A 19,065-nucleotide genomic window follows, 5' to 3' on the forward strand; every position below is an offset into this window, starting at 1 on the left:
CCATGACGACTATGGAGTACTCCGCTGACGACGCGCGGGACAGTACGCGAGCGGTCCCCGTCTCAAAGGGCAAGGTCATCGTCAGCTGGCTGACGACCACCGATCACAAGAAGATCGGGTACCTCTACCTCATCACGTCGTTCATCTTCTTCTGCGTGGGCGGGGTGATGGCTCTCATCATCCGAGCCGAGCTCTTCGAGCCCGGCATGCAGTTCCTCCAGACGAGGGAGCAGTACAACCAGCTCTTCACGATGCACGGCACCGTGATGCTGCTGATGTTCGCCACGCCCCTCTTCGCGGGCTTCGCCAACGTGATGGTGCCGCTGCAGATCGGCTCTCCGGATGTCGCCTTCCCGCGCTTGAACGCGCTGGCCTACTGGCTCTTCCTCTTCGGATCGCTGGTGGCGCTGGCAGGCTTCCTCACTCCGCAGGGAGCAGCCTCATTCGGCTGGTTCGCCTACGCCCCGCTCTCCGACACGACATACTCACCAGGACTCGGTGGGGACCTATGGGTTCTGGGGCTCGCGCTCACGGGCTTCGGCACGATCGGCGGCGGCGTCAACTTCATTACGACGATCATCTGCATGCGGGCGCCCGGTATGACCATGTGGCGCATGCCGATCTTCACGTGGAACGCCCTGATCACCTCCATCCTGGTACTCATGGCATTCCCGCCTCTCGCGGCGGCGCTCTTCGGCCTGGCGATGGATCGTCGTCTGGGCGGACATATCTTCGACCCGGAGTCTGGCGGAGCGATTCTGTGGCAGCACCTCTTCTGGTTCTTCGGCCACCCGGAGGTCTACATCATTGCCCTGCCCTTCTTCGGGATCGTCTCCGAGATCTTCCCGGTCTTCAGCCGAAAGCCGGTCTTCGGATACAAGGGCCTGGTATACGCCACGATCGCCATTGCTGCGCTGTCCGTGACGGTGTGGGCGCACCACATGTACGTCACAGGGGCAGTGATGCTTCCCTTCTTCGCGCTGATGACGATGCTCATCGCGGTGCCGACTGGGGTGAAGTTCTTCAATTGGATAGGCACGATGTGGCGAGGATCCATTACCTTCGAGACTCCCATGCTGTGGAGTCTCGGGTTCCTCGTCACCTTCCTCTTCGGCGGTCTGACAGGGATTATCCTTGCTTCCCCACCCCTGAACTTCCACCTCTCGGACACCTACTTCGTGGTCGCGCACTTCCACTACGTCGTCTTCGGCACCGTGGTCTTCGCCATGTTCGCGGGCTTCCACTTCTGGTGGCCTAAGTGGACGGGCAAGATGCTCAACGAGAGGCTCGGCAAGATCAGCTTCTGGATGCTGTTCATCGGTTTCCACGGGACATTCATGGTGCAGCACTGGCTCGGGGTCATGGGCATGCCTCGCAGGTACGCCGATTACATGATCGAAGACGGATTCACCGGAATGAACCAGTTCTCCACCGTCTTCTCCATGCTCCTCGGCGCTTCCCTCATTCCCTTCTTCTGGAACGTGTGGATCACGGCCCGCAAGGGCAAGAAGGTCCTGGTCGACGATCCATGGGGCTTCGGCGGATCGCTGGAATGGGCGACCAGCTGCCCACCTCCTCGACACAACTTCTATTCGCTCCCGCGGATCAGGTCTGAGCGTCCGGCACTGGATCTTCACCACCCGGAGCTGTCCGATCGGCACACCCTTGATACGCCCGCAGGCAAGGTGTTCGGGCCTGCAGACCAGCAGGACAAGGCAGGTATCTGAGCATGAGAACAAACATTGCACTGTTCGGCGGGATCGGCGCCTTCGTCCTGCTGGTGGCCGTCATCTATGCCTTCATCACCCTGAATTGGGCCACTGTCGGATCCGGGCAGGAACTCGGGATCGAGTGGGTCGGATTCATATGCCTCCTGCTCACGGCCGGGCTTGGATTCATGCTCTGGTGGTACCTCCGCTCCACGGCGAAGCACCAGCCTGAGGTTATGGATGCTGACAACCCCGAGGGCGAGATTCACCAGATGACCGGCAACTACGGTGAGTTCACGCCGTGGAGCTGGTGGCCCCTGGGACTCGGCGGCGCGCTGGCTTTCATGTTCTTCGGCTTTGCCGTCGACTGGTGGGTCTTCATGTTCTCGCTCATCCCCATCCTGTTCTTCATCAGCGGATGGGTTCTCGAGAACAACCGCGGACATTACCGGCACTGATCGGATGTCAGTGCTGCCTATCGTCGTCCATGGCGAACCCGTTCTTCATCAGCGGGCGAAGGAAGTGGAAACGATCGACGACGACGTGCGGCGTCTCGTGCAGGACATGGACGAGACGCTGGACGCCTCCCACGGTGTTGGTCTGGCGGCGCCGCAGGTCGGAGTGGGGTTGCGCATCTTCCTTTGGAAATGGCAGGGCGACACCGGCGACGTTCCTCACCGGGGAGTGATCATCAACCCCAGACTTCGGCTGATCGGGCGAGTATCTCAGGACGACCCTGATCCTGAGGATGAAGTGGAAGGCTGCCTTTCAGCGCCCGGATACAGCTACCCGCTGAAGCGAAGCGATCACATTGAGATCCAAGGGTTCGATACGAGCGGTGAGCGCCTTCAGTTCGAGGCGCACGGGTGGTTTGCCAGGATCATGCAGCACGAGTACGACCACCTGGACGGCTACCTGTACGTAAACCGTCTTAAGCCACGTTGGGCGAAGCGGTGGAAGAAGGCTGTCAAGAGGGAGGGATGGACCGTGCCGGGCCACTCCTGGATGCCCGGAGAGGATCCCGACCCCTTCGGATACGATGAGGATCCTCAGCTGGCGGAGCAGAGTTAGCGGTCAGCTGCCTCAGCCTGCTGTGAAGTCCACCCACCGCCGGAGGGTCTCAGCGGCAGCGCCCGAATCGATGGACTGCGACGCCTTGGCCATATTGCTCTTCAACCGGTCCGCTACATGCCCGTCGGCGTGCACGTCCAGGGCCGTGAGTCCTGCTGCTGCGTTGAGAATCACGGCGTCCCTGATGGGTCCGCCGGCGCCCCTGAGGACGTCCTGAACGATCTGCGCGTTGTCCGAGGCCGTGCCGCCTGCGAGTGCCTCTACGGCGACGCGTTCCAGGCCCACATCCTCGGGCGCGATCTCGGAGTGAGTGATGCGTTCTCCTCGAATCTCCCACACATCAGTCGCCGCTGACGTTGTCATCTTGTCGCGCCCATCCTGACCCCGGAAGACCAAACCTCGGGTTCCGCGGGCGGCCAGGGCGTCTGCCATCTTCGGGGCGATCTCCAGGGCGGCGCAGCCCAGCGCCTGGGCCTCGACGCGTGCGGGATTGGAGAGAGGTCCGAGGAAGTTGAACGCTGTCCTGATGCCGAGTGCTCTGCGCGCCGGCATGACGTGCCTCATGGCCGGGTGGAAGACCTGCGCAAACAGGAACGTGATTCCCACCTGCTCGGCAGACTGCGCGACACGGTCGATGGGCAGGTCCAGGTCGACTCCCAGTGCTTCGATGACGTCCGCTGCCCCGGCGGTGGAGGAAGCACCGCGATTGCCGTGCTTGATGACTCTCGCGCCCGCGCCGACTGCGACGAGGGAGCTCATCGTCGAAATATTCACCGTGCCAAGCTGATCGCCTCCGGTCCCCACGATATCCAGCGCAGGGCCAGGGACCGAGATGCTCAGAGCCTCGTCCAGCATTGCGTCTGAAAGGCCCCGTAGCTCTGGTCCGGTCTCGCCCTTTGCCCGAAGGGCGACGAGGAATCCTGCGATCTCTGCCTCCGCCAGCCCGCCCGACATCAGACGGCGCATTGCGGCTCGGGCAGTATCGGATGTCAGGCTCTTTCGGCTCAGCAGTGCTTCGAGGAGCTCTGGCCACGAGGTCATTTCAGGCATGCGCCCACCCTATCGGTGGGGCTATTTCTACGAACTGTAGAAATATTTGGACCATTTTCGAAGCGAGGCACACCCACGGATCCCAGCAACGACGGGGCAAGCAGGCGGTACGTGCCTACATCCAGCTCCGCCACACCCATCCTTGAGAGTGCGCCAAGGTGCGGTTTCAGGACATAATGAATGCGTGACATCCGCAACCCAAGCCCCAGCAGCCACGGCACGCACGCTGCCGAATCGTCCGAACATGGTCTCTGTAGGAACCATGGTCTGGTTGACCAGTGAGCTGATGTTCTTCGCAGGCCTCTTCGCGATGTTCTTCACGCTGCGGTCGACCCAGCCGGACATGTGGGCCGAGTACAGCCAGCGCCTTGACTTCCCGCTGGCGCTCACCATCACCGTGATCCTCGTGGCCTCCTCCGTGACGGCGCAGTTCGGCGTGTTCGCTGCCGAGCGGCACCAGCCCCGACGCACTGGGGGACTCTTCCAGATCAAGGGCTGGGGCATGGTTGAGTGGTACTTCCTCAGCTACCTCATGGGCGCGGTCTTCATCGCAGGACAGACCTTCGAGTTCGCTGAGCTTGTTGACCACGGAGTGACCATCGGCGTGAACTCCTTCGGTTCGGCCTTCTACATCACAACGGGCTTCCACGGGCTGCATGTTCTCGGTGGACTCTTCGCCTTCCTGTACGTCATCGTGCGGGCCTACTTCTCCGTGAAGTTCACACACAAGGAAGCCAGCGCCGCCGTTGTCGTCTCGTACTACTGGCACTTCGTGGATGTGGTCTGGATCGCGCTCTTCGCGGTTGTCTACATTCTTCCGATGCTCGTTTGATCGAGCGATCCGCACACTTTTACCACCACACCTACAAGCAAAGGACCCCACGTGAAGGCACTCTCGCAGAAGCGCCGCCACCCGGCTGCGTTTGCCGTGCTGCTCCTGCTGGGACTGCTGCTGACCGGCGGACTCTACGCCGCTGCGACGACAGTCAACCAGGCCCAGGCATCTGAGCTCCCGGGCGACTACACCGCAGACCAGGTGGACGAAGGCGAACGTCTGTTCGTCGCAAACTGCGCCACCTGCCACGGCATCAACGCCGAAGGGACCAGTGAGGGTCCATCGCTCGTAGGCGTCGGCGCTGCGTCGGTGGAGTTTCAGGTCGGCACCGGCCGGATGCCCATGCAGATGCAGGGCCCTCAGGCACAGGCCAAGCCACCGCAGATGAACGACGAGCAGACGACGCAGCTGTCGGCCTACGTCGCCTCGCTGGGTGCGGGCCCCGGAATCCCGGATGAGGAGTACTTGGATGCCGACGCCGGTGACCCGGCTCGCGGCGGCGAGCTCTTCCGCATCAACTGCGCGATGTGCCACAACGCTGCAGCCGCAGGCGGCGCCCTGACCGAAGGCAAGTACGCACCGTCGCTGCACGGAGTGGACGAGGTTCACATCTACACAGCCATGACTACCGGCCCGCAGAACATGCCTGTATTCAACGATGCGAACATCCCACCGGAGGACAAGCAGGACATCATTGCATTCCTCAAGACGTATGAGGCGCAAGGATCTCCCGGAGGCTTCTCCCTGGGGTTCCTGGGACCTGTCTCCGAGGGACTCCTGATCTGGACCCTCGGACTGGCGCTCCTGATCGGCTCCATGGTCTGGCTGACCTCGCGCTCAAGCTGAGACCGCTGAGCACCCCAACAAGCATCGACTGAGAAGAGCAAAGGACAACACAACTATGGTGGACAACGGTCACGGCGGACGGGAAACTGGCGCCGTCGTCACTGCCGACACGGGATCAGATGGCAAGTTCGCCATCGAGAACCCGGGTCTGCCGCCGCATGCTCCGCGGACGGCTGACGTGGACGAGAAGTCGGCTAAGCGAGCAGAGCGGCAGGTGTCCGTTCTCTTCATACTGTCCATCATCGGCACTGTCGTCTTCTTCGTCGGATACTTCGCGATCGGCCGGACGGCCGAGGAGTATGCGGACTACTTCGATCAGATGGCAATGCTTCGGGTCCAGAACACGCTTCTGGGCGTCGGGGCCGCTCTGGCCATGCTCGGCATCGGCCTCGGGATCGTGCACTGGGCGAAGACCCTCATGCCCGACCACGAGGTCGTTGAGGCGCGTAAGCCGCTGAGGACCGAGAAGGACCGCGAGGAGGCAGCTGGCATCCTCAACGACGTGGCCGAGGAGTCGCAGGTCAAGCGTCGGCCGTTCATGGTCGGCTCGCTTGCTCTGGCCGCCCTTCTGGCGCCCCTTCCTTTCGTCGCCATGTTCCGCGACCTCGACAGGGCGTACGGAGAGGACTTCAGCCCCGAACGCCTCCGTCACACCCTGTGGGAAGAAGGGACGCGTCTGGTCAGGGACCCTACGGGGACACCCATTCGCGCCGCGGATCTCACTATCGGCTCGGCCGTGCACGTCATCCCGGAGAACCTCCGTGAGATCACATCTCACGGGCAGCGGCTCTCAGAGAAGGCCAAGTCCGTCGTTCTGCTCATGCGTCTCAGCCCTGATGACTTTGAGCACACCTCGCCCGGCCGCGAGGATTGGACCTACGAGGGCATCATCGCCTGTTCGAAGGTCTGCACCCACGTGGGCTGTCCGATTGCTCTGTATGAGCGTCACACCCACCACCTGCTGTGTCCATGTCACCAGTCGACCTTCGACGCGGCCCAGGAGTTCAAGGTCGTCTTCGGCCCTGCTGGGCGGCCTCTTCCGCAGCTGCCGATCACGGTGGATGACGAAGGCTTCCTCATTGCGCGCAGCGACTTCACAGAACCTGTTGGTCCTACCTATTGGGAGCGTCACGACGGATGAGTGCCGAAACGAAGAAGTACTCCGAGGCTGACTACCTCGAAGTCGACACCTACGAGCCCCGCACGCGCGGAGGCAAGATCGCCAACTACCTGGACCAGCGAGTTGCCGGCACAGGCATGGTGCGGGAATTCGGCCGTAAGGTCTTTCCTGACCACTGGACGTTCATGTTCGGTGAGGTTGCGCTGTACAGCTTCATCATCACGGTTCTCTCCGGTGCGTTCCTGACCTTCTGGTTCGACCCCTCGATGTCCACCACGCGCTACTCGGGCGCATACGCCCCGCTGCAGGGACTGGAGATGTCAAGCGCCTACGCCACGGCGCTGGAGCTCTCGTTCGACGTGCGCGGCGGACTCTTCATGCGCCAGCTGCACCACTGGGGTGCCCTGCTGTTCGTCATGGCGATGGCTGTCCACATGCTGCGAGTGTTCTTCACCGGAGCCTTCCGCAAGCCGCGCGAGATCAACTGGCTCGTCGGCGCGACGCTGCTCATGCTCGGAATGCTCGCCGGCTTCACCGGGTATGGTCTGCCCGACGAGGTCCTCTCCGGCAACGGACTGCGGATCGCCGACGGAACCTTTAGGGCCATTCCGGTCATCGGCACGTACATGTCATACCTGATCTTCGGCGGGGAATTCCCCGGCAGTGAGGTCATTCCCAGGATGTACAGCCTGCACATCTTCATAGTGCCCGCGCTGATTCTCATCATGATCGCAGTTCACCTGTTCCTGGTTGTGGTGCACAAGCACACACAGTTCCCTGGTCCGGGGCGGACCGAACGCAACGTGGTCGGCTACCCCGTGGGACCGGTCTACGCCGCGAAGGCCGGCGGATTCTTCTTCATCGTTGCCGGAATTCTGGCCCTGATTGCTGGAACCTTCCAGATCAACGCTCTGTGGAACTACGGGCCCTACGACCCCTCGCCTGTTCAGGCCGGGGCACAGCCGGACTGGTACATCGGGTTCCTCGAAGGTGCGCTGCGCATGATGCCGGGCTACATCGGTGAGATGTCTCTGGAGTTCGTGCTGCCCACGCCGTGGGGCGGAAACGCGATCGCAACGCCGATCCTGCTTCCCATGGGGATCATCGGCATCATGTTCGCAGGCATGTTCGCCTGGCCCTGGATCGAGGCCTGGATCACCGGCGACAAGCGGGAGCACCACCTCCTGGACCGTCCGCGCAACGCTCCGACCCGTACCGCAGTGGGAGTCGCCACAGTGTTCTTCTACGGCCTGATGTGGGGAATGGGGTCAAACGACCTGATCGCCACTCACTTCCAGCTGTCAGTCAATGACCTCGTGTACTGGTCCTGGGCTGCGTTCTTCCTCGGAATCCCGCTCACCTACATCCTGACCAAGAGAATCTGCCTGTCTCTCCAGCGGAAGGACCGGGAGACCGCACTCCACGGTCACGAAGCCGGCGTCATCGAAGTCAGCCCCGACGGCGGGTTCTCGGAGCGTCACAAGATGCTCAGCGACTACGAGCTCTGGACGCTCGTGGCATACGAAGCTCCAGCGCCGTCCGGCCCCCGCCCCAACGCAAAGGGCAAGGTCACGTCGGTCGAGAAGCTCAGGGCTCGGCTCAACAGGATGTTCTTCGAGGACCGTGTTGAACCCGTATCCCGCGGAGAGTATCTCGAGGCGCTTGAGCACCACGGGCACCAGCCCGACCAGCTCGAGGCCGCGAGCTCAGCGGGAGCCGTCGAAAGCCCCGCACGGAGCTGAACGCACAGTACGAGTGAGGCCCCGAACCCCTGCGGGTTCGGGGCCTCACTCGTACTCAGAACGGTGAGCAGCGAGGACTAGGAGCCCGTCCCTCGCACGATGCTGCGCAGTCTCTGCAGGCGATCGGCCACCGCCTTCTCATGGCCCAGGGCATTCGGCGTGTAATAGTCAACGCCCACCAGCTCGTCCGGCGGGTACTGCTGCGACGCCACATGGTGAGGCTCACTGTGCGCATACACGTAGCCCTTGCCGTGTCCCAGGCGCTCCGCACCCTTATAGTGCCCGTCGCGCAGATGCATCGGCACAGCGCCGCTTCGGCCAGCTCGGACGTCGGCAATGGCCTCATCAAGAGCCTTATAGCTCGCATTCGACTTCGGGGCCGTCGCAATATGGACGGTGGCCTGAGCCAGGACGATTCGGGCTTCCGGCATGCCGAGCAGCTGCACCGCCTGCGCTGCGGCGACGGCGGTCTGCAGGGCTGAGGGATCCGCCATGGCGACCTCCTCGGATGCGGCGATCACGAGCCGTCGGGCGATGAAGCGCGCATCCTCCCCAGCGACAACCATCCGCGCCAGATAGTGCAGCGCCGCATCCACGTCCGATCCCCTCAGCGACTTGATGAAGGCCGAAACGATGTCATAGTGCTGGTCTCCGTCCTTGTCATAGCGCTGGACGGCGAAATCCGCAGCCTGCTCGGCATCCTCAGGTGAGATGACGGACGCTCCTCGGCCGGACGCAGTGGCAGCGGCTGCCTCCAGCGTCGTCAGGACACGTCGTGCGTCGCCTCCCGCGACCCTCAGGATGTGATCCTTCGCAGAGGCCTCCAGCTCGAACTGAGCGTTGAGGCCCCGCTCCTCGTGGAGGGCTCGATGCAGGAGCCCTTCGAGGTCGTCGCGAGTGAGGGGCTGAAGCGTCAGCAGCAGAGACCTTGAAAGCAGAGGTGCCACGACGCTGAAGGACGGATTCTCAGTGGTCGCGGCGACCAGGATCACCCAACCGTTCTCCACCCCCGGAAGCAGGGCGTCCTGCTGGGCCTTGTTGAAGCGGTGGATCTCGTCGAGGAAGAGCACCGTGGTGACGCCGTTGAGGTCCCTGTCATTGAGGGCCTGGTCCATCACCTGGCGAACATCCTTGACGCCCGCGCGGATGGCGGACAGCTCCACAAACCGTCGGGACCCCCCGCGGGCAATTACATGGGCTATGGTCGTCTTCCCTGTGCCGGGAGGGCCATAGAGGATGACCGAGGAAGGACCTGCGGGTCCCGAGCTCTCCTCGGTGAGAACCCGGAGGGGCGAACCATCCTTCAGAAGGTGCTGCTGGCCCAGGACTTCACCGAGCGACTCGGGGCGCATACGAACAGCCAGCGGCGTGTGTCCGCGTCGCTGGGCATGCTCCCCGGATGACGCCGAGAAGAGATCGCCTGTCATTCCTTCTCGAATGTCATGGAGATCGAGTTGATGCAGTACCTGAGGTCAGTGGGCGTCTCGAAGCCCTCACCCTCGAACACATGGCCGAGGTGGGACTCGCAGGATCCGCACCGCACCTCGATCCGGGTCATGCCCATGGATTCGTCGCGAATGTAGGTCACGTTGGAGCCCTCAGCGGGCTGATAGAAGCTCGGCCACCCGCAGCGTGAGTCGAACTTCGTGTCAGACTCGAAGAGCTTGTCTCCGCACGCGCGGCAGTAATAGATCCCAGTTTCCTTGTTGTCCCAGTATTCGCCCGTATAAGGACGCTCAGTGCCGCCCTGACGCAGCACCTGATACTCGAAGTCGTTCAGCTTGTCCCGGTATGGGTCTGTGCTCATGTGCACCATTCTAAGAGCCAGCGCCTAAAGTGGTCTCGAACGCGGCCCCGACCCTTCTGTGAGGTGAAGACTGGATGAATACGGACGCAGAGCCCTCCCGCATCAGTTCGGCGGCCCAGGGGGCCTCCCTCTCATTCCGACGTCTCCGTCTCAGAGGAAAGCGCCTGGGCGAGCGGGCCATCCGCAGGGCCCGAAGCGAACCCGAGCCCACCCCATGGATCGGAGCCGGTGCTCTCGGTGCGGCAGTCGGGCTCGGCACGGGCCTGACCCTCACAGCGGCGGCGTCTGCGGTGGCAGGCTATTTCGCGCGGACTGTCGTCACGCCGGTGAAGGAGCGCGTGGAGGACCTTGAGGTGCTGGCAGTCGTCAAGGGTCCCGACGGCGACGAGGTCATTCTCCCCGCCACCTCTCACACGGTCGTCGACGGTGTGTACGGCCTCTTCTTCCACGGGGGCCGCGGCTTTGCGCGTGTAGGGCGCATCACAAGCTTCACGGCCAGGGACGGGACGCTTGCCCGAAAGGTCGAACACGTCGCCGGCGGCGATCTGCGCACTGCTGTTCGTGGCTGGTGGTCCGCAAATCCGCATCTGACGCCCCAGGAGGCGGGCTTCGAGGCAGAGGAGGTCGTCATTGAGCTGCCAGACGGTCCTGCTCCGGCGTGGTATGTGCCGGCACGGAATCCCCGTGGGGCCCTGAGCGGGCGAAACATATGGGCCGTTATGGTTCATGGGCGCGGAGGCCGACGCACCGAAGGCATCAGAGCCCTTCCGGCGGCTCAGCAGCTCGGCGTCGATTCGCTGCTGATCTCCTACCGCAACGACGGCGAAGCTCCGCCGACCCCTGACGGCCGCTATGGCCTGGGCATTACGGAATGGCCCGATGTCGAAGCGGGTGTGCGATACGCATTGGAACATGGGGCGGAGGACATCGTCCTCTTCGGGTGGTCTATGGGCGGGGCAATCTGTCTGCAGACGGTCGATCGTTCGCCCATCGCCTCCAAAGTGCGAGGGCTTGTCCTGACAGGACCCGTGGTCGACTGGATCGACGTGCTGAGCCACCACGCCCGCGCGCTTCACCTGCCTGAGCCGGTGGGCCGCCTGACGAGGCTGTTCATATCGCACAAGGCGGGTCGGCGCGTCACCGGCCTGGCCTCGCCTCTGGACCTGCGCATGATGAATTGGATCGACCGTGCCGAGCAGCTGAGGCACCGAACCCTGATCCTTCACAGCATCGACGACGAGGTCGTGCCCTACGGCCCCAGTCGGCAGCTCGCCGAGATCAGCGACCGTGTCAGCTTCGTACCCTTCACCCGCGCCAAGCACGTCAAAGAATGGAACCACAAGCCCCATAGGTGGGACTCGAAGGTGGTGCAGTGGGTCACTGATCTGTTCAATGCTGAGGTCCCCGGGGGAGAGGACCGGTCTGCCTCGCCGGACCCCGACCCCGACACGATGGAGATCGAGGCTGTCACACGTATGACCGAGTGAAGGGCCTCAGCGCTGAGCGCCGACGTGATTCCTCACGTTGTGCTTGATGCGCCCCAGCATGGCGCGGAGCCCGCGCAGGCGCAGGGGGGTGATGGCTCTGCTGAGGCCGAGTCGATCCGCCAGATCGTCCGGCGTGGCAAGAATCTGCTCATAGGTCAGTCCGTTCAGTCCCTGATGGATGATCGAGGCGAAGCCGCGAGTTGTCGGCGCTTCTGCGGGGGCGGCCAGGATCAGCTCTGCCGTCCCGTTCTCGTCGTGGAACTCAACCGTGAGGAAGAGCGGCGTCTGACACTCTTCCACCTGCTCCATCTCATCCAGGTGCTCGCGGTACTTCTCCGGCACCTCGGGAAGCTCCTTGGAGAGTTCGAGAAGGAGCTCCAGGCGCTGTCTGTCCTCCACCGCCTGAAACTCGTCGACGATCTCTTGGAGGGGCTGCGGCATTGTCTGCTCAGTCATAGGGCTCTTTCTGAAGATGAGATGCGGGAGAGGCACGCGTATGGGGCACAGCCTACTGGCCATGCCCCATACGGGCGCTGATGCGTATGAGCGGCTCCCTACGCGGCGGGAGCCTCGCCCCTCTCCGTGCCGGTGACGATCGGCAGGCGCACTGCGTTGCCCCACTCCGTCCAGGAGCCGTCGTAGTTGCGAGCCTTGTCGTAGCCGAGCAGGTGCTGGAGCACGAACCAGGTGTGCGACGAGCGCTCACCGATCCGGCAGTAGGCGATGACCTCGTCTGCCTCGCCGACTCCCGCCTCATCCTTGTAGATGGCAAGGAGCTCGTCGCGCGACTTGAACGTGCCGTCCTCGTTGGCTGCACGAGCCCAAGGCACGGAGGCAGCCGTGGGGATGTGGCCGCCCCGGAGCGCGCCCTCCTTGTCCTCGAAGCCAGGAGCGGAGGTCACCTCTCCGCTGTACTCGGCGGGGGAGCGGACGTCGACGAGCGGGGCGCTGCCGATCTGCTCCAGGACGTCCTCGCGGTAGGCGCGGAACTCCCCATCGTTGCGCTCTGCGGGCACTGGGTACTCGCTGCGTGCGGGGGAGGGGACGTCGGTGGTGAGCTCGCGCCCCTCGTCGACCCATTTCTGGCGGCCGCCGTCGATCAGCCGCAGGTCCTTGTGCCCGAAGAGGGTGAACACCCACAGGGCGTACGCTGCCCACCAGTTGGACTTGTCGCCGTAGAAGACGACGGTCGTGTCCGGAGTGATGCCTTTGGAGGCGGCGAACTCGGCGAACTGCTCAGGGTTGATGAAATCCCTGGTGACGGGGTCGTTCAGATCTGTGTGCCAGTCGATCTTCTGGGCGCCAGGGATGTGCCCGGTCTCGTACAGCAGCACATCCTCATTGGACTCGAGGAGCACCACGCCGTCGTCGTCCTTGTGCTCTGCGGCCCACTCTGTGGATACGAGGGCATCGGGATTGGCGTACTGGGAGAAGTCATTGTCTGCCATCGGCTGTCTCGCCTTTCTGCATGTTGGTCGGGGAGAAAGTGTTCCGTGATCCACAGTAGTCGGACGCGGCTGCCTGCGTGAAGAGCATATGTCATGAGAAGTCATATGTTCATACCCTTTTGTTCAAAGGAATCGGCGGATCAGCACCTCCAGCTTCAGTAGAGTGGCCTCCATGCCTTTCGCCGAACCGCTGGCCGCACGCAGGCCCCAGGTCAGCCCCCAGAACCTCGTGGCCGGACTGGAGCCCTCGTTTCGCTTCGCTGAGGTGTCCTTCGACACCTACATCCCCGACCCCGATCACCCCTCTCAGGCTGAGGCGGTGGACGCGCTGCGCGGCTTCGCGGAGTCGGTCACGCAGAAGCGCTCCTCGGGCGGGTTCCTCCAGAAGATGTTCGGCGCCGGCACCAAGCCCTCAGGACCCCAGGGCATCTACCTCGATGGGGGCTTCGGCGTGGGGAAGACGCACCTCCTCGCCTCGCTGTATCACGCGGCAGGGGAGCAGGGAGTCCCGCACGATCAGCGCGCCTTCGGAACCTTCGTGGAGTACACCAACCTTGTCGGGGCGCTGGGCTTCCGCCAGACGGTCGATGTATTCAAGGGGTATCAGCTCGTATGCATCGACGAGTTCGAGCTCGATGACGCAGGAGACACCACGATCATGTCCCGCCTGCTGCGAGAGCTTGCCGACGCGGGGGTGAAGCTCGCCGCGACGTCGAATACGCTCCCCGGAGCGCTGGGCGAGGGCCGATTCGCCGCCAGCGACTTCAAACGTGAGATTCAGGTGGTCGCCGACCAGTTCCGGGTGATCAGGGTCGATGGCGAAGACTACCGCCATCGCGGTCTTCCGGAGGCTCCTGAGCCGCTCTCCAACGGACGCGTGGAGGCCTTCGCCGAGAAGCACTACGGAGAGGACATGATCGCAGCGGACGACTTCGGCACCCTCTGCGAACACCTTTCCAGCGTCCATCCGAGCCGCTACCGCCAGCTCCTCAGCGACGTGGACGTATGGGCTGTCAAGGACGTCAGTACGATCGAGGGCCAGGCTCTCGGGCTGCGCTTCGTCGTGCTCGCCGACCGCCTCTACGACCAGGACGTCAAGATCGTCGCCTCGGGGGTGCCGTTCGACAAGCTCTTCACCGAGGAGATGATGTCCGGGGGGTACATGAAGAAGTATCATCGCGCCGTCTCCCGCCTGACCGCCCTCGCCCGGGCCGGTCATATGGGGGAGGAGGCGCTGTAGTTCACGCTCAGTTCACATGGGAGTGCTTCGATGCTGAAGCATTCCCAGGCACCTCAGAAAGGCGTCGCCATGGCCAATATGGAACCCTGGGCCGGCATCGACTCCGGCGCCAGGAAGAATCTTCGCGAGTTCATCGACCAGCTGCGTGACGGGGGATACACCGTCCAGGACGGCCATACCCCGGACCCCGACCTGATCGATCCTCAGGGCCGTGCCGTCGAGACCTGGCAGGAGAACTATCCGTACGACGCCCGTATGGATCGCACGATCTACGACATCGAGAAGTACCACCTGCAGGTGGAGCTGCTGAAGTTCCAGTATTGGGCCGAGGACTACGGGCTCAAGCACGTGCTGGTCTTCGAGGGCCGCGACGCAGCGGGCAAGGGCGGCACCATCAAGCGCTTCACTGAGCACCTCAACCCACGCACCGCCCGAGTGGTGGCTCTCAACCGGCCATCGGATCGGGAGCGCGGACAGTGGTACTTCCAGCGGTACGCCTACCACATGCCCACGGCCGGGGAGATGGTGCTCTTCGATCGCTCCTGGTACAACCGTGCAGGCGTGGAGCGGGTCATGGGGTTCTGCTCGGACCAGGAGTACGAGATCTTCATGCAGCAGGCGCCGGTCTTCGAGAAGATGCTCATCGATGCGGGCATCCATCTCACAAAGTTCTGGTTCTCAGTGACTCAGAGGGAGCAGAGGACGCGCTTCGCCATTCGGCAGATCGACCCCGTACGTCAGTGGAAGCTCTCTCCGATGGATCTCGAATCGTTGGATCGGTGGGAGGACTACACCGAGGCCAAGGAGGAGATGTTCCGGCGGACCGACACCGACCCTGCGCCATGGATCACGATCAAGTCGAACGACAAGAAGCGGGCCCGGCTCAACGCCATGCGGTACTTCCTCTCTCAGTTCGAGTACGAGGGCAAGGATCACGAAGTCGTCGGCGAGCCGGACTCGCAGATCGTCCAGCGCGGCCGCGACGCGGTGGGCGACTAGTAAAGATAGGATGCTTCGAAGAACGAATCATCGACCTAGGAGGCACATTGGGTGCTGACATCGGCGTGACCGGCCTTGCCGTCATGGGTGCCAATCTGGCACGCAACTTTGCTCGCAACGGATACACGGTCGCTCTGCACAACCGCTCCGCAGCTCGGACCGACACGCTCATCAACAGCTACGGAGGAGAAGGCGACTTCGTTCGGACTGAGACTCTCCAGGAGCTCGTGGAATCGCTCGAGCGGCCGCGCCGGGTGCTGATCATGGTGAAGGCCGGGGCTCCCGTCGACGCCGTGATCGACGACCTGATCCCGCTGCTGGACAAGGATGACATCGTCATCGACGCCGGAAACTCCTTCTACGAGGAGACCCGCCGTCGCGAGGCGGCGCTGCGCGAAAGGGGCCTGCACTTTGTGGGCATAGGCGTCTCAGGGGGTGAGGAGGGGGCTCTGCTGGGGCCTTCCATCATGCCCGGCGGATCCAAGGAGTCGTACGAGTCCCTGGGCCCGATGCTCGAGAGCATCGCTGCTGATTATCACGGTGAGGCGTGCTGCGCGTGGGTCGGAACAGACGGCGCGGGGCACTACGTCAAGATGGTCCACAACGGGATCGAGTACGCCGACATGCAGGTCATCGGCGAGTCATACGACCTGATGCGTGCTCTGGCGGGAATGGAGCCCGCCGAGCAGGCCGGCGTCTTCCGGGAGTGGAACACGACGGATCTCGCCTCCTACCTCATTGAGATCACCGCCGAGGTGCTGGAGCAGGAGGATGAGCTCACAGGGCGTCCACTCGTTGACGTGGTCGTCGACTCGGCAGGACAGAAGGGGACGGGACGCTGGACAGCGATCTCCGGCCTCGAAGTCGGCTCACCGGTCACGACGATCGCCGAGTCCGTCTTCGCCCGCTCCATCTCATCGCAGCGCGACGTTCGTGCGGTGACCTCGGAGGTCTTCGGCGCAGGGATCACCGGTGCCGTCTCGGCTGAGGATCTCTACGGCTCCGGCGACGCCCGCCAGGAGTTCGTCGAGGATATCCGCAAAGCGCTCTATGCCTCGAAGCTCGTCTCCTACGCCCAGGGCTTCGACATGCTCTCGGCTGCGGGCAAGGAGTACGGCTGGGACCTGGACATGCGGACCATCGCATCTCTGTGGCGGGCCGGCTGCATCATTCGGGCGGACCTTCTGGACACCATCATGCGGGCCTACGATGCCCCGTCCGGGAACCAGCCGGTCAACCTGCTGCTGGCTCCTGAGTTCTCCGAAGCGATCGCAGAATGCCTGCCCGCGTGGCGCCGCGTCGTCGCAGCCGCAGCCACCTACGGCGTGCCTGCGCCCGTCTTCTCCTCTGCGCTGGCGTACTACGACAGCCTGCGCGCGGAGCGGCTGCCGGCCGCCCTCACTCAGGGCCTGCGGGACTACTTCGGTGCGCACACCTATCAGCGCATCGACAAGCCTGGAACGTTCCACACCCGGTGGAGCCAGGATCGCTCAGAGACTGAGGCCTGAGCTCGCCCAACGTCAGGAGGCCCGGCCTTTCGGCCGGGCCTCCTGACGTTCGCTGACCGCGCTGACGCCTCAGATGAAGAGGGCCGGGTCCAAGGCATAGTTGGCCGGGTCGACCAGCGGCTGGTGCTCTTCTTCGCTCCGCTTTCGATCCTTGGCGGGGACGCCGACGAGCACTGAATGCGCCGGGGCAGACTTCACCACCACGGCGTTGGCCCCGACGGCGGACTCCTCACCGATCTCGACCGGTCCGAGCACTTTGGCGCCGGCGCCGACGGTGACGCCGTGGCCGAGGGTAGGGTGTCGCTTCGTCTGCTCCAGCGACGTGCCCCCGAGGGTCACTCCCTGATACAGCATGCAGTCGTCGCCGATCTCGGCCGTCTCTCCGATGACGACGCCCATACCGTGGTCGATGAAGAAGCGACGTCCGATCGTGGCACCCGGATGGATCTCTATTCCAGTCAGACCTCGTGCCACCTGTGACACGACTCTGGCGGGGGTCTTGAGCCGTTCGACCTTCCACATCCTGTTCGCCACGCGGTGGGCCCACACAGCGTGGAGGCCGGAGTACGCGAGAACGATCTCGGCGTTGCTTCGCGCAGCGGGATCATGGGAGCGTGCGTGGCTGATGTCTTCTCGAATCCGTGACAGGAGGCCCATGGTCAGCCCCTGATGTCTTCGTAGAGCATGGTGGAGATGTAGCGTTCGCCGAAGTCGCATGCGAAGCTCACGATGAGCTTGTCCTGCATCTCTGGGCGGGCTGCGACCTCGAGGGCCGCCGCCACATTCGCCCCGGTCGAGATGCCGCCCAGAATGCCCTCCTTCGTGCCGAGGTCGCGAGCTGCGGCGATCGACCGCTCGAGGTTGGCCTGCATCACCTCGTTGTAGATCTCGCGGTCCAGGATGTCGGGAACAAAGTTCGGGCCGATGCCCTGGATCTTGTGGGGGCCGGGGTTTCCTCCGGAGAGGATGGGGGAGTCTTCGGGCTCGACGGCGACGATGTGCAGGTCGGGGTTGTACTCGCGAAGTCTGCGTCCGGCGCCGGTGATGGTGCCGCCGGTGCCTATGCCCGTGACGAACACATCGACCTTGCCGTCGGAGTCGCGCCAGATCTCCTCGCCCGTCGTCTCATAGTGCGCCTTGGGATTCGCCTGGTTCGCGAACTGCCTGGCCCATATGGCGTTCTCGGTCTCCGCCACGATCTGCTTCGCGCGCTCGACGGCTCCTCGCATGCCTTCAGCGCCCGGCGTCAGAACTATCTCAGCCCCATAGGCGCGCAGCATGACCCGCCTCTCCGTCGACATGGTCTCTGGCATCGTCAGCACCACGCGGTATCCCCGTGCGGCGCCCATCATGGCCAGGGCGATGCCGGTGTTGCCCGACGTGCCTTCGACGATGGTGCCTCCCGCACGGAGGTCGCCCGACTCCTCGGCGGCGTCGATGATGGCCTTGCCGATGCGATCCTTGACGGAGGAGGCCGGCGAGTAGAACTCGGCCTTCAGGGCTACGTTGCCCGGAAGGTCAGCGTCGAGTCGGTTCAGTCGGACCAGGGGAGTGTTTCCGATGGCTTCGGTGATGTTGTTCAGCATGCTTCATAGCCTTTCATGCAGGGGTTTCTTCGGCCAGCCATTGGGGCCAGCGCCGGCGGAGGTGGGCGATCTTGGGGTCGATCACGAACTGGCAGTAGCCGAGCGCCGGGCGGCGCGTGTAGAAGTCCTGGTGTTCGGGCTCGGCCTCATAGACCGTTCCCAACGGCTCCAAGGAGGTGACGATCGGCTGGGTGTAGCTGGACTGAGCTGACCGGGCCGCATGCTCGAACTCCTGACGCTCAGCCTCATCGGTGTAGAACATCACGGATCGGTACTGGGGGCCGACGTCCCCTCCCTGACGGTTCAGCGAGGTGGGATCGTGGGTTGAGAAGAAGACCTCGTAGAGGACCTCGGGCGGAAGCGCCTCAAGGTCGAAGGTGATCTCCACCGCCTCGGCGTGTCCGGTCCAGCCCGCGCTGACAGCCTCATAGGCTGCCGGGCCGGTCCCGCCGGTGTAGACGCTGCGCACCCTGTGAACACCCCTCAGACGGCGGGCCAGGGAATCGAGGCACCAGAAGCACCCCGACCCCAGCACTACGGTCCGGGTGCGGTCTGCGTGGGACTTGCTCTCAGTCATAGTTCAGGCAACCTTTGGCGCCGGCTACAAATTCCGGGCT

At 63.6% G+C, this 19,065-nt stretch carries 19 protein-coding genes; 11 read left to right on the forward strand and 8 right to left on the reverse strand.

The window, feature by feature from the left end; translation table 11 throughout:
- Positions 1-2 precede the first annotated feature (2 nt).
- Genes ctaD through def form a run of 3 tightly spaced genes read left to right on the forward strand, consistent with a single transcriptional unit; the run spans position 3 to position 2,780 of the window.
- Entirely contained in the window at positions 3-1,727 is a 1,725-nt protein-coding gene (gene ctaD / locus FS388_RS12040) for a cytochrome c oxidase subunit I (RefSeq protein ID WP_146341627.1), read from the forward strand.
- A gap of 2 nt (positions 1,728-1,729) precedes the next feature.
- Complete coding sequence (locus FS388_RS12045; RefSeq protein WP_146341628.1) at positions 1,730-2,167, forward strand: cytochrome c oxidase subunit 4; 438 nt, start codon at positions 1,730-1,732, stop codon at positions 2,165-2,167.
- Between the two features lie 4 nt (positions 2,168-2,171).
- Positions 2,172-2,780 (forward strand): peptide deformylase, encoded by a 609-nt coding sequence (def, locus tag FS388_RS12050; RefSeq protein ID WP_146341629.1) that lies wholly within the window; start codon positions 2,172-2,174, stop codon positions 2,778-2,780.
- Positions 2,781-2,792: 12 nt separating this feature from the next.
- On the opposite strand, the gene trpD is transcribed toward def, so the two are convergent.
- Positions 2,793-3,830 (reverse strand): anthranilate phosphoribosyltransferase, encoded by a 1,038-nt coding sequence (gene trpD / locus FS388_RS12055; RefSeq protein WP_146341630.1) that lies wholly within the window; start codon positions 3,828-3,830, stop codon positions 2,793-2,795.
- Positions 3,831-4,014: 184 nt separating this feature from the next.
- Here trpD and FS388_RS12060 point away from each other — a divergent pair, with 184 nt between their 5' ends.
- From FS388_RS12060 to FS388_RS12075, 4 genes are read left to right on the forward strand one after another with little or no spacing between them, the layout of a single operon-like run.
- Complete coding sequence (locus FS388_RS12060; RefSeq protein WP_371708362.1) at positions 4,015-4,662, forward strand: heme-copper oxidase subunit III; 648 nt, start codon at positions 4,015-4,017, stop codon at positions 4,660-4,662.
- Between the two features lie 51 nt (positions 4,663-4,713).
- Positions 4,714-5,511, forward strand: a complete 798-nt coding sequence (locus FS388_RS12065; RefSeq protein ID WP_146341631.1) for a c-type cytochrome — start codon at positions 4,714-4,716, stop codon at positions 5,509-5,511.
- 55 nt (positions 5,512-5,566) lie between these two features.
- A complete protein-coding gene (locus tag FS388_RS12070) occupies positions 5,567-6,652 on the forward strand; it encodes a ubiquinol-cytochrome c reductase iron-sulfur subunit (protein WP_146341632.1) in 1,086 nt (361 codons plus the stop codon).
- Positions 6,649-8,373, forward strand: coding sequence for a cytochrome bc complex cytochrome b subunit (locus FS388_RS12075; RefSeq protein WP_146341633.1), 1,725 nt, complete (start codon positions 6,649-6,651; stop codon positions 8,371-8,373). The genes FS388_RS12070 and FS388_RS12075 overlap by 4 nt, the downstream gene beginning before the upstream one ends.
- A 77-nt stretch (positions 8,374-8,450) precedes the next feature.
- Here the strand turns inward: FS388_RS12075 and FS388_RS12080 are convergent, their stop codons facing one another.
- Together FS388_RS12080 and msrB are read right to left on the reverse strand one after the other, a co-directional pair.
- Positions 8,451-9,800 (reverse strand): replication-associated recombination protein A, encoded by a 1,350-nt coding sequence (locus tag FS388_RS12080; RefSeq protein WP_146341634.1) that lies wholly within the window; start codon positions 9,798-9,800, stop codon positions 8,451-8,453.
- Positions 9,797-10,180, reverse strand: coding sequence for a peptide-methionine (R)-S-oxide reductase MsrB (msrB, locus tag FS388_RS12085; protein ID WP_371708365.1), 384 nt, complete (start codon positions 10,178-10,180; stop codon positions 9,797-9,799). Before msrB ends, FS388_RS12080 begins: the two co-directional genes overlap by 4 nt.
- Positions 10,181-10,254: 74 nt before the next feature.
- Here msrB and FS388_RS12090 point away from each other — a divergent pair, with 74 nt between their 5' ends.
- Positions 10,255-11,667, forward strand: coding sequence for a S9 family peptidase (locus tag FS388_RS12090; protein ID WP_146341636.1), 1,413 nt, complete (start codon positions 10,255-10,257; stop codon positions 11,665-11,667).
- A gap of 6 nt (positions 11,668-11,673) precedes the next feature.
- On the opposite strand, the gene FS388_RS12095 is transcribed toward FS388_RS12090, so the two are convergent.
- Both FS388_RS12095 and FS388_RS12100 read right to left on the reverse strand, forming a co-directional pair.
- A complete protein-coding gene (locus tag FS388_RS12095) occupies positions 11,674-12,123 on the reverse strand; it encodes a SufE family protein (RefSeq protein WP_146341637.1) in 450 nt (149 codons plus the stop codon).
- A 98-nt stretch (positions 12,124-12,221) separates the two neighbouring features.
- Complete coding sequence (locus FS388_RS12100; RefSeq protein ID WP_146341638.1) at positions 12,222-13,115, reverse strand: sulfurtransferase; 894 nt, start codon at positions 13,113-13,115, stop codon at positions 12,222-12,224.
- A 172-nt stretch (positions 13,116-13,287) separates the two neighbouring features.
- On the opposite strand from FS388_RS12100, the gene zapE reads away from it, so the two are divergent.
- From zapE to gndA, 3 genes are all read left to right on the forward strand, one after another.
- Positions 13,288-14,355: a cell division protein ZapE gene (gene zapE, locus FS388_RS12105; protein ID WP_146341639.1), complete on the forward strand. Its 1,068-nt coding sequence runs from the start codon at positions 13,288-13,290 to the stop codon at positions 14,353-14,355.
- A 78-nt stretch (positions 14,356-14,433) separates the two neighbouring features.
- Positions 14,434-15,354, forward strand: coding sequence for a polyphosphate kinase 2 (gene ppk2, locus FS388_RS12110; protein ID WP_146342022.1), 921 nt, complete (start codon positions 14,434-14,436; stop codon positions 15,352-15,354).
- Between the two features lie 47 nt (positions 15,355-15,401).
- Entirely contained in the window at positions 15,402-16,862 is a 1,461-nt protein-coding gene (gene gndA, locus FS388_RS12115; RefSeq protein ID WP_146341640.1) for an NADP-dependent phosphogluconate dehydrogenase, read from the forward strand.
- A 69-nt stretch (positions 16,863-16,931) separates the two neighbouring features.
- Here the strand turns inward: gndA and epsC are convergent, their stop codons facing one another.
- From epsC to msrA, 3 genes are read right to left on the reverse strand one after another with little or no spacing between them, the layout of a single operon-like run.
- Positions 16,932-17,519, reverse strand: coding sequence for a serine O-acetyltransferase EpsC (epsC, locus tag FS388_RS12120; RefSeq protein WP_146341641.1), 588 nt, complete (start codon positions 17,517-17,519; stop codon positions 16,932-16,934).
- A 2-nt stretch (positions 17,520-17,521) separates the two neighbouring features.
- A complete protein-coding gene (gene cysK, locus FS388_RS12125; RefSeq protein WP_146341642.1) occupies positions 17,522-18,448 on the reverse strand; it encodes a cysteine synthase A in 927 nt (308 codons plus the stop codon).
- Positions 18,449-18,461: 13 nt separating this feature from the next.
- A complete protein-coding gene (gene msrA / locus FS388_RS12130) occupies positions 18,462-19,025 on the reverse strand; it encodes a peptide-methionine (S)-S-oxide reductase MsrA (protein ID WP_146341643.1) in 564 nt (187 codons plus the stop codon).
- Positions 19,026-19,065 lie beyond the last annotated feature (40 nt).

It is taken from the genome of Nesterenkonia sp. NBAIMH1, from assembly GCF_007922635.1.
Lineage (GTDB): Bacteria > Actinomycetota > Actinomycetes > Actinomycetales > Micrococcaceae > Nesterenkonia > Nesterenkonia pannonica.

What these genes read in the sequence shown, in the direction of transcription:
- ppk2 (WP_146342022.1), top strand. Translation starts at nt 14,434, where the DNA reads ATGGAACCCTGGGCCGGCATCGACTCCGGCGCCAGGAAGAATCTTCGC.
- FS388_RS12045 (WP_146341628.1), top strand. Translation starts at nt 1,730, where the DNA reads ATGAGAACAAACATTGCACTGTTCGGCGGGATCGGCGCCTTCGTCCTG.
- ctaD (WP_146341627.1), top strand. Translation starts at nt 3, where the DNA reads ATGACGACTATGGAGTACTCCGCTGACGACGCGCGGGACAGTACGCGA.
- FS388_RS12100 (WP_146341638.1), bottom strand. Translation starts at nt 13,115, where the DNA reads ATGGCAGACAATGACTTCTCCCAGTACGCCAATCCCGATGCCCTCGTA.
- epsC (WP_146341641.1), bottom strand. Translation starts at nt 17,519, where the DNA reads ATGGGCCTCCTGTCACGGATTCGAGAAGACATCAGCCACGCACGCTCC.
- def (WP_146341629.1), top strand. Translation starts at nt 2,172, where the DNA reads ATGTCAGTGCTGCCTATCGTCGTCCATGGCGAACCCGTTCTTCATCAG.
- zapE (WP_146341639.1), top strand. Translation starts at nt 13,288, where the DNA reads ATGCCTTTCGCCGAACCGCTGGCCGCACGCAGGCCCCAGGTCAGCCCC.
- FS388_RS12070 (WP_146341632.1), top strand. Translation starts at nt 5,567, where the DNA reads ATGGTGGACAACGGTCACGGCGGACGGGAAACTGGCGCCGTCGTCACT.
- FS388_RS12095 (WP_146341637.1), bottom strand. Translation starts at nt 12,123, where the DNA reads ATGACTGAGCAGACAATGCCGCAGCCCCTCCAAGAGATCGTCGACGAG.
- cysK (WP_146341642.1), bottom strand. Translation starts at nt 18,448, where the DNA reads ATGCTGAACAACATCACCGAAGCCATCGGAAACACTCCCCTGGTCCGA.
- msrB (WP_371708365.1), bottom strand. Translation starts at nt 10,180, where the DNA reads ATGAGCACAGACCCATACCGGGACAAGCTGAACGACTTCGAGTATCAG.
- msrA (WP_146341643.1), bottom strand. Translation starts at nt 19,025, where the DNA reads ATGACTGAGAGCAAGTCCCACGCAGACCGCACCCGGACCGTAGTGCTG.
- FS388_RS12090 (WP_146341636.1), top strand. Translation starts at nt 10,255, where the DNA reads ATGAATACGGACGCAGAGCCCTCCCGCATCAGTTCGGCGGCCCAGGGG.
- FS388_RS12080 (WP_146341634.1), bottom strand. Translation starts at nt 9,800, where the DNA reads ATGACAGGCGATCTCTTCTCGGCGTCATCCGGGGAGCATGCCCAGCGA.
- trpD (WP_146341630.1), bottom strand. Translation starts at nt 3,830, where the DNA reads ATGCCTGAAATGACCTCGTGGCCAGAGCTCCTCGAAGCACTGCTGAGC.
- FS388_RS12075 (WP_146341633.1), top strand. Translation starts at nt 6,649, where the DNA reads ATGAGTGCCGAAACGAAGAAGTACTCCGAGGCTGACTACCTCGAAGTC.